Origin of the sequence: Geojedonia litorea (genome assembly GCF_042654525.1) — a bacterium.
Lineage (GTDB): Bacteria > Bacteroidota > Bacteroidia > Flavobacteriales > Flavobacteriaceae > Geojedonia > Geojedonia litorea.
This window is the reverse complement of sequence record NZ_JBHSGP010000007.1, coordinates 197764-209460: the sequence shown is the minus strand read 5'-3', so window position 1 is coordinate 209460 and position 11697 is coordinate 197764. Positions and strand designations below refer to the sequence as shown.

Below are 11697 nucleotides of genomic sequence, written 5' to 3'. Positions count from 1 at the left end.
CATCGTTTACCGCATTTACCGTGATGTTTTCATTCGCTGTGGCTGTATCCGTTCCATCGGTAATCACATATGGGAAGCTTACCAATCCTGTATAATTCGCTGCTGGAGTGAAGGTAATCACGCCTGCAATATCAATATCTACGGTTCCGTTGGTCACTGCGATACTTTGGGCTGTGCCTGGTGTTAAGGCCGTTCCATTAATCGATACGATGCTTAAAGTATCACCATCGGCATCGGTATCACCTGTTAATGGTAATAACTGAACAGAGGTGTCTTCATCTGTGGTATAAGCATCATCGACCGCTACTGGGGCGTCATTAACTGCATTTACCGTGATGTTTTCATTGGCCGTAGCTGTATCCGTTCCGTCCGTAATCACATATGGGAAGCTTACCGTGCCGTTATAGTTCGTTGCTGGGGTGAAGGTAATCACGCCTGCGGCATCAATAGCTACCGTTCCATTGGTCACTGCGATACTTTGGGCTGTGCCTGGTGTTAAGGTCGTTCCGTTGATAGAAACTATACTTAAGGTATCACCGTCGGCATCCGTATCAGCTGTTAATGGTAATAACTGTACAGAGGTGTCTTCATCTGTAGTATAGGCATCATCGACCGCTACTGGGGCGTCGTTTACCGGGGTTACCGTAATATCCAATGTGCTGCTACTTGTGCCGCCGTTACCGTCACTTATCGTATAGGTGATCTGAGGGACTGAACCTGTATAGTTCAATGCAGGTACAAACCCATAGCTACCATCGTTATTGATCGTAATATCCCCTTCTGTTAAATTAACCGTGGTTCCTACTGAATATGTAGTACCTCCTACTTCAAAGGTTGTAACAACCAATGTTTCATCAGAATTTGGATCCGTATCGTTGCTCAATAATCCTGAACCTGCCGTTACCGTTAAAGTTACTTCTTCTGCCGTACTGTTGGTATCTGGATTGGCCGTTGGTGGCAGGAAGCTTTTTGGAACTTCTACCGTTACTAATGCTATATCACATAGACCCGATCCATCACATACTTCATACTCAAAAGTATCAGTTCCAAATTCGAATCCTGGATTTGGAGTGTAGGTTATTGTGTTATCTCCATTAATTACTACGGTACCGTTTACAGGAGATGTTACAATGTTTGACACTGTTAAAACATCATTTTCAATATCTGTATCGTTGGTTAAAACGGGTATTGTTACTGCTACACCTGGATTGGTAGTTGATAAATCATCCACCGCCACTGGAGCATCATTTACCGGGGTTACCGTAATGTTTTCATTGGCCGTGGCCGTGGCCGTTCCATCTGTAATCACATATGGGAAGCTTACCGCGCCGTTGTAATTCGCATCTGGGGTGAAGGTAATCACGCCTGCAACATCAATAGCTACCGTTCCGTTAGTTACTGCGATACTTTGGGCTGTGCCTGGTGTTAAGGTCGTTCCGTTGATAGAAACTATACTTATAGTATCGCCGTCTGCATCTATATCTGCTGTTAATGGCAATAACTGAACAGAGGTATCTTCATCTGTGGTATAGGCATCATCAACCGCTACTGGGGCGTCATTAACTGTATTTACCGTGATGTTTTCATTCGCTGTTGCAGTATCTGTTCCATCGGTAATCACATATGGAAAACTTACCGCTCCATTATAGTTCGCTGCTGGGATGAAGGTAATCACGCCTGCGGCATCAATAGCTACCGTTCCGTTGGTTACAGGAATGGACTGTGCTGTGCCTGGTGTTAAAGCCGTTCCGTTAATCGATACGATACTTAAAGTATCACCATCGGCATCGGTATCACCTGTTAATGGTAATAACTGTACAGAGGTGTCTTCATCTGTAGTATAGGCATCATCGACCGCTACTGGGGCGTCGTTTGCTCCGTTTACCGTGATGTTTTCATTCGCTGTAGCGGTGTCCGTTCCGTCGGTAATCACATATGGGAAGCTTACCAATCCTGTATAATTCGCTGCTGGAGTGAAGGTAATCACGCCTGCAATATCAATAGCTACGGTTCCGTTGGTTACAGGAATGGACTGTGCTGTTCCTGGAGTTAAGTTCGTTCCGTTAATCGATACGATGCTTAAAGTATCACCATCGGCATCGGTATCACCTGTTAATGGTAATAACTGTACAGAGGTGTCTTCATCTGTAGTATAGGCATCATCAACAGCTACTGGGGCATCGTTCAAACTAACAATATTTACTGTTACCGTTGCTGTTGATTTATCGCCATTTACATCCGTAATTGTATAAGTAAACGTATCAATGCCAGAATAGTTTAAGGCAGGAGTGTAACTTAAAGTATCATCGGTTGGGTCGATTGGTGTTCCATTATTGTTTACTGCTACTGTACCTCCGTTGGCAGATGTTGTGCTTGGTAAGGTTATCGCTCCATTATTTGGGCCATCACCACCAAAACTATCAACACCATTTCCGTTATCTGCCAATACATTAATAATGGTAGTACCACTATCTTCATTAATGGTTACGGAATCATCAACTGCTATTGGTAAATCATTTACAGAAGTAACATTTACGGTTACCGTTGCTGTTGATGTATCATTATTTGCATCGGTAATGGTGTATGTAAAAGTATCAACACCATTAAAATCTGGTAATGGAGTATAAATAACCGTATCGTCTGTTGGATTAGTTGGTGTTCCATTATCGTTTACCGTTACTGTAGCTCCTCTTGCAGTAGTAGCACTTGGCAACGTTATAGCTCCACTATTTGGACCATCACCACCAAAACTATCGGCGCCGTTTCCATTATCTGCTAAAACATCTATACTATTTGCTCCGCTATCTTCTAAAACAGCTACCGTATCATTTAGTGCCGATGGTAAATCGTTAACAGGATTTACTGTTACGGTTACTGTAGCTGTTGATGTATCGTTGTTTGAATCGGTAATGGTATACGTAAAAGTATCAACACCATTAAAATCTAACGCTGGTGTATAACTTACCGTATCATCGGTTGGATTGGTTGGAGTGCCATTATCATTTACTGATAAAGAACCACCTTCAACTGATGTTGCACTTGGCAATGTAATAGTTCCATTATTCGGGCCATCGCCACCAAAACTATCAACTCCGTTTCCGTTATCCGCTAACACATTAATTACAGTTGCACTACTATCTTCATCTACTGTTGCAGCATCATCTACAGCTGTTGGCAAATCGTTAACAGCGTTTACAGTTACGGTTACTGTAGCCGTTGATGTATCATTATTTGCATCGGTAATGGTATAAGTGAATGTATCCGTACCGTTAAAGTCTTGTAATGGTGTATAACTAACCGTATCATCAGTTGGATTAGTTGGGGTTCCATTATCATTTACTGATAGTGAACCACCTTCAACTGATGTTGCGCTTGGCAATGTAATAGCTCCATTACCCGGGCCATCACCACCAAAACTATCTACCCCATTTCCGTTATCTGCTAATACGTTAATTACAGTTGCACTGCTATCTTCATCTACTGTTGCAGCATCATCTTGGGCTGTTGGCAAATCGTTTACAGCGGTAACATTTACGGTTACTGTTGCCGTTGATGTGTCATTATTTGCATCGGTAATGGTATATGTAAAGGTATCTATACCATTAAAGTCTAATTCTGGTGTATAACTTACTGTATCATCGGTTGGGTCCGTTGGTGTTCCATTATCATTTACTGATAAAGAACCTCCTTCAGTCGATGTTGCACTTGGCAGTGTAATGGCTCCATTATTCGGGCCATCACCTCCAAAACTATCGGCGCCATTCCCGTTATCTGCCAATACATTAATAATGGTTGCTCCACTATCTTCATTTAGCGTTACAGTATCATTTTGTGCTAAAGGCACATCGTTAACAGGGTTTACCGTTACCGTTACCGTTGCTGTAGAAGTATCTCCATTGGCATCGGTAATGGTATATGTAAAGGTATCAACTCCATTAAAATCTAATGCTGGTGTATAACTTACTGTATCATCTGTAGGATTGTTTGGTGTTCCATTATTATTTACCGTTAACGTACCTCCGTTTGAAGAAACAGGACTTGGTAAGGTAATAGCTCCTGTATTTGGGCCATCACCACCAAAACTATCGGCTCCATTTCCATTATCCGCAAGTACATTAATTATGGTTGCACCACTATCTTCATTAACCGTTGCCGCATCATCTTGGGCAATTGGCAAATCATTTTCTGATATCACCCACAAATCCAAAGTACTTGAAGATGTTCCTGCATTACCATCTGAAATGGTATAAACCACTTGAGGAACCGCTCCGAAATAATCTGGTGCCGCTACAAACACGTAGCTTCCGTCTCCATTAATAGTTAAATCTCCCTCGGTTAAATTAACCGTTGCTCCTGGTGCATAAGTAGTAGAATTTACCACAAATTGAGTTAAGGTTAAAGTTTCATCCGTATTCGGGTCGGTATCATTGCTTAAAAGACCGTTAGCCGCATTGATAGTTAAAGTTGTATCTTCTGGAAAACTTCTAGAATCTGCGTTTGCCGTAGGTGGAAAAAATGTTTTAGGAACAGTTACGGTAACCTGTGCAATATCACACAAACCAGAACCATCACACACTTCATATTGAAAAGAATCGCTCCCTGCAACTAAAGATGCGTTTGAGGTATAAGTTATGGTACCATCTCCATTTATAACAGCAGTACCATCTGTTGGTGGTGTTGTAATACTAGAAATGGTTAAAGCATCACCATCTACATCGGTATCATTAGTTAACACTGCTATGGTTACTGGTACACTTGTACTGGTTGTTGATAAATCGTTGGCCGCTATTGGTGCATCGTTAACTGGGTTTACCGTTATGGTTACTGTTGCCGAAGATGTATCTCCATTGGCATCAGTAATTGTATAATCAAAAGTATCGGTTCCATTAAAATTTGCTGCTGGTGTGTACGATATGGTATCATCTGTAGGGTCTGTGGGTGTGCCATTATCATTTACTGACACGGCACCGCCATTTGCACTAGTGGCTGTTGCCGCTGTAATTGCCCCGTTACTTGGGCCATCAACACCAAAACTATCAATACCACTACCGTTATCCAGTAAAACATTAACAACTGTAAGGCCGCTATCTTCGTTTACCGTGATAGCATCATCTTGAGCCAAAGGCACGCCATTAAAATAAGTAACTGTTGGGTCGTTAGTTGGGTCGGCATCTGTTGTTCCATTGCCATTAGGTGATTCTATGGTTTCATTATTAGGAATGGCGTTACCATTTCCATCAATATTTGTATCACTTACATCACTTACATCGTCGGTTCCATTTGGGCTATCCCCTAAAACAGAGGCACTATTTTCTATAAATTTCGCATTTAAATCGGTCTGTGTGATTGTTTGTTGCGCTGTAACCGTAACCGTTGTTCCAGGCTCTAAGCTTGCTATTGGACTTCCTGTAATGCTTCCTATATCTGCATTTGCATCGGTAACATCTATATTTGAAATTGTTACGTTACCCGTATTAGCCACTAAAATATCATAGGCAATAATATCATTTAATTGAGCCCCCGATGTTGTAATGGTTTTTGTTACCGTTAAGCTTGGTATTGCTGTAATTATGGTTTCTGTGGCATCATCTAAAAGATTACCATCGGTATCATCACCATCATCACTAACATCGGTAACTGTTATTGCTATAGAGGTATCACCGCTGGCCGTAACACTGTTGGTTACACCACCAACATTGGCGTCGTTTTGCGTTAACGTATAAGAAGCTGTGTAGGTTGCTGTTTCATTAACCAACAAAGTTCCTTCGGTACTACCCAAACTAGAAGGCCCTACAAATGTTGGACCACTTGTTAAAGTTAAAGGTGTAGCATCAGCATCTAATAAGGTATCTACAATACCTACATTGGTAAGTTCTGTATTACCTGTATTGGTGACACTGATGGTATAGGTAAGTACATCGTTAGCGCCATCTATACCATTACCATCGTCTGTTAATACGACTGTTTTAACCGCTTCGATACTTGGGTCTTGTACATATAACACCCCTTCATCTTCAACTGAACATGCATTTCCCGTATGTGTTATTTGCACTTTATAAATATTACCATCCATAGGAACAGTAACTGCCGTAAGCGTTAAGGTTGAAGCTGTTTCACCTGGCATTAACACATCGTTTTCAAACCATTGGTATGATAATCCAGCATCAGCATTTATATCATAATTAGGAGTTCCAGCCGTGAAACTTGAAGCTTCCATGGCTGTTGCCGAAACTGTAAAGGTAGCATTATCTCCTGCCTCAACGGTTTCATCGGCCACTGGTGGCGCTACCGTTGTTTCTACGGCTTTAGTAACAGCAGGCGTTAAACCTGTATAGGCTGTTGCGGCACCAGCTACTTTTCCATCGGTATCGTAACCTGTACCATCTACTTCTCCGTCGTTATTGGCATCGATATGTCCAGCTTCAATAGCATCATTACATCCATCATTATCGCTATCTATATCTAAATAATCTGGAATGGTATCATTATCATAATCTGAACAAGATGGCTGTGATAAAATAACATTATCAATTAACACACCTGTTTGCCCCACACCTAAACTTGTAGACTGAATTATTATTTTAACAGAACCTGTTGCTGTTGGTGTTAATGTTGTTGAATAATTATTCCAAACAATAGAAGATGCTCTTGCCCCTACAACCCCTGGACTATCAACAGCCGCTATATTATTAGGTTGTAAAGTAGTGAGTAAAATGGGCCCTGTACCGTAATCAACTGAAACTTCAGCCTCGAACAAACTTTCTACCGAACTATAATCTAAAGAAAAATTAACTGGTACACCTTCCGTAAATCCTAAATAGGTTTTTTGAATACCGGTAGCATTTGGAGTTCCGTATAAGTCTAAACTTTGTATGCCTTCCGAAGCATTAAAAATATCAAATACAATATCAAAGCTATTGGCGTCGGTTACTGTCCAACCTTCTATACTATTTTGAGCCAATAAGGCATCTACTTCGCCATCATTATCAGCATCTGGCCTTCCACCAACGGTATCAACTCCTAAAACTTGAATTACAGGGTCTTCAAATGAATCATTGTAATATAATTGCCCTGGGCATTCTACACTGTCTAAAATTCCATCGTTGTCATCATCCAAGTCACAACCATCTGGTACGCCATCGGCATCTACATCAGCGGAATCATCAAAGCCATTACAAATGTCGTTTAAGTTAATAACACCATCGGCATCATCATCACATTGGTCGCCAGTAATAGCTGCATCGTAGGCACTAATATTGGCTTGACCACCATTTGCTACGGTAGGCACACCATCGGTATCAACGTTATTACCTAAACTACCATCGCCAGCTACTTGGGCTAATGTAAAGCCTCCATTGCCTTCCAGGGCATCTACACAACCGTCTCCATCACTATCTGTATCCAGTTTATTTGGAATTCCGTCACCATCGGCATCGGTAATTACGGTTGTTGGGTTTACGTAATTATCAACACAATTGAACTCTACATTATGTAATCGTCCTTCAGATGTAGCATTCATACTGAAGGCTACCCCACCTAACCTAATGGTAAGTGAGCTTCTATTGGTATATCTTGCTGAAAAGTTAGATTCTGGAAAACTACTGCTAGACCCCGCAAATGCAGGTGCTTGCCCTGTAGCATACAACAAATCTTCATTTTTCATTGTTAAGCTTGTTGGGTCATTTAAGGTATAGCTAACTGGGAATGTTGTTGCATTGATTTCTGAAAATTCGCCTGTTCCGTCGCCATCGATATCATTAAAGTTCACAAAAAATTCGGCTATTCCTGCAGGGGTACTTGTATCTGCTTGAACAAAATCTATATTATATTCTACAAAAGCTTCGTGCCCAACATGAGGGATAGAAAACCTTGTTATGGGCTTAAAAGAGTTTGGGTCGGTAGCATTATCATCTAAAGCAACAATAGCACCGTGGTAAGTTCTCACAATTGTTACTAATGCATCATAACCAACAGCAACGTCGTTAAATCTAAAAACTTCGTTTTCTAAAAAGGTATTAACATCACCATCACCCGACTCTTCTGTATAATTTAAAAAGCTTAAAACGGTTCCGGCACAAGAGGGTTGAAAATTGGCTACTGTTCGTATTTCATCTTCATCTAAAATACCGTCGTTATCGTTATCTAAATCACTAATATCTGCAACACCATCGGCATCGGTATCTACACAAGCGTTTTTTACTGCGTCTGTAAATACATTATTTGTTCCGTTATAACCCGCTCCAACAACAAGACCGCGAGAGTCTACCGTTGGTGTACCCGTTCCATAAAACCCATTATTATCGCCATCGGCATCAGTTACTAAACCATAATAGGCTTCATCAGCATCAGAACAACCGTCATTATCACTATCAGGGTCCATATGGTCGTGGATGCCATCGGCATCTGAATCGACATAATTACAAGCGAATAGTATCATTTCCATAATATCGGAAGCTCCAAAATTACCAGCTTGTGCTATTTGTAATTGGAAAGAAGAAATTCTTCCCTTAATTTGTAAAGAACCAGCTGCAGCTCCATCAATATCATTCGAGGTACTTTCTGAAGTATACAAAGGGTCGGCAATTGTGCCTGCGCCAGAATCTTTTACCGTAGTGGAGGTCACTTGGAAATCATCTGTTCCTTCTAGACGTGTCCATGTTGCACCACCAAGTAAAGTTACTTCAGCAGAGTATTGTTCACCACTTCCTGCATCTAATTCACCCAATCTGTCTATATGCAAAATCGGGTTTACTACAACTAACGGGTTGCCATAAGGGTCTTCAAAATTAACCGTAATGGTAGAACCCCATGGGTATTGTCCTTCCAAAGATGTATCACCTTCTAAGGTTTCAGACCAAAAACCACTTCCTGCAGCATTAAAGGTTTCATTTGCCGTAAAGCCAGGAGAGGCCGTAGTACTAATTTTAACTACTACGCCATTATTATAGTTATAAACCACATCTGTTGCGGTTCCTCCCCATACTCCAGATTGCTCTGGTGCAAAACAAAATCCTTCATTAGAATCTAAAATTCCATCGTTATCATCATCCAAATCATAGCCATTCGGTATACCGTCGCCATCCGTATCCATAGGATTATAAGTAATGGTGATGGTTGAAATATTCGACCTGTTATCCTCATTATCATTTACACGATATTGTATAGGTGTTGGATCTGAAAGAAAAAAGGCAAAAGGTGTGAATGTAGCAGTACCTAATTGCTGGTCTACCAACCACTTACCTTCTGAAGGAATTGTAAAACCAATGGCATGCCCATGGCTATCGTTAATTACTTCGGTTGCATTTGCTGGTACAATTACATTTATAGATTCTTTGTCTATGGTTCCATCAGCATCTGAATCATTATCTAACAAATAAATAGAAACCGCTGAACCTACAATATTATCAATACTTAAATCGTCTTGAGTTACCGGAGCTATGAAAGGTGTACAAGATTCTACTTCATATTCTACAGCAGCTAACGAGAAATTTTTATCAATTCCATCAATTCTTACATAACGTGTGCCAACTTGTAAAACCGTAAACTCAATTACATCTGGATTGGTTGACGGTGCACTAGTAGTAACCGCTATTTCTGTAGATGCTGGAAATGGCGCCAACAAAAGTTGGTTATCTGCATTTACAGTGCCATCTAATGGGTCGCCATTTTTACTTAACACATAAAATTTAATAGTACTTCCTACTCGAGGAGATACTCCGGCTCCAAAATCTAAAACCAATACGTCGCCATTATCATCGGCCTCAGCAAAGTCCCCATCTGGAGCACCTAATGCTCTGGTACCATTTTTAAAATTACTAGATATCACATTAGTTGCATAACCGGGAGAAATTGTAATTTTTTCATTAACCGCACAACCACTCGCTTCAATATTGATTGTTATGGTTGCGGTATCACAAAGTGCTGTGGTATCGCAAATCTCATAAGTTAAAGTAGCTGTTCCTGTATAACCAGGAGTTGGTTCAAAATTTAAATTACCATTACCGTTGCTGGAAAATGTTCCTCCTGCCACTGTAAGTGCAGAAGTTGGATTAAAAGAAGCAGGGTCGATGTTATTATTACCATCTGTATCATTATCTAAAGCGTTAAAGGTTAAATATTCTGAATTATAAATTGTAAAGTTATCATCGTTAGCTACTGGCGCCACTGGTGGCGGGTTTACAGCTAGTGGAAAGGATAAAAAAGTTTCGCGTCCACAATTATCTGAAACCACCAAGGTGATGATAAGGTTTTCTATATTTGTTACCGGTGATGTTGAAAATGTAGGGTTTGGAATGCTTACATCATCAAAAGAACCTCCCCCTCCATCAAAGGACCATAAATAGGTAACTGAATTCCCTGGAATTGGAGAACTTGCTGTAGCATCGAAACTAATCGATTCGCCACCTTCAATAGAACCAGACACTGGAATATTATTAACAATGATAGGTGTTTTACCTACAGGGGCGTCAAATGAAAAGTTTAGCATTAAACGTTGCGCTGCTACATCATCGGCGGTGCCTTTATTATGGCTGTGTCCAGCTTCATACATGACCTGTCCTCTTTCTGGGTCTCCAAAACCATGACCGTAAGCTACTTTTGCGGCTTTACCAGGGGTATTTCCTGCCAATAAATCGGCTTGATTTTCATCCCAAACCGATATAGATGTAGTTGGCCTCCAGCTACCGCCAGGGCTAGGCAAGTACACTTGCTCTGAACCGTTTTCGGTAGCAGCATCAATAGCACCTAAATATTGCATAAACGAATCTGAAGGGTTATCATAGGTATAAGGCCCTCCAGAACCATCATCGTGAGCTCCGAAGTCTATTAACCCGGGAACGGGGTCACTTGATAAAAAATTAAGTTTTTGAGTTGAATCGGATGGATTTACCACACTTTCTAAAACACTAACGGCATGACAAGCAGCCCAAAACCATCCTTCATTACCTCCATTGGCTCTTGAATTGTTCCAATCGTATAAAATACCATGCGTTGCCCAGGTAGGGTCGGCATGCGGCAATATAAATAAATCATCACAGGCATTTAAGTTTAATGGCGTATCTTGTCTATACGCTGTACTGGGAATTCCTGCATTAACCATATATTCAATACCAATAGCCCCGTTGTCTAAATCCATAACCCAATTTGGGAATGTGGTAAGCTCTTTATGTAAATCAACCGTAATATCGCTCAAAGTTGTATAAGTAACTACGCCTTGGGCATTCCAATTAGCTAAACTATTTATAACGGATTGGTTTTGAGTATAGTCTTTATGAATAACAAATGGTCCTCCTCTAAAATCTAGACCATCAACGGTAAAATCAACACCGTTTCTCACTTTGGTCTTATTAATAGTCCATAGTACAGGTACTTTGTTTATATCTAACAACTCATAAACTAACCCATATGGTTTTAAGGCATTATCAATAGTTTGAGGAAACACCCCCATATCTATTATAACAGACCCTTTAGGTATATCGACTGTTTGAGCGGAAACTAAATATAAGTTGAAAAATGAGAATAATGTAAAACAAACTATCCTAACTTTAAAAGTTAAATTTGTATAAATTATAGATTTTAGCATGTCTTTTAAGATTAATTTATTAACCATTAAAGACAAACTTGGGACTAAATAGGCATTAATTAAGTCGAATATCGTTGAGCGCTAATTAAGTGTAGATGGATGGTTTCTTTTGTTCG

At 40.4% G+C, this 11697-nt stretch carries 1 protein-coding gene; it reads right to left on the bottom strand.

From position 1 onward, the window contains the following. Positions 1-11581: Ig-like domain-containing protein (locus ACFO5O_RS04520; protein WP_387961344.1), on the bottom strand; the 11581-nt coding region annotated here is incomplete at its 3' end. Positions 11582-11697: the final 116 nt, after the last annotated feature.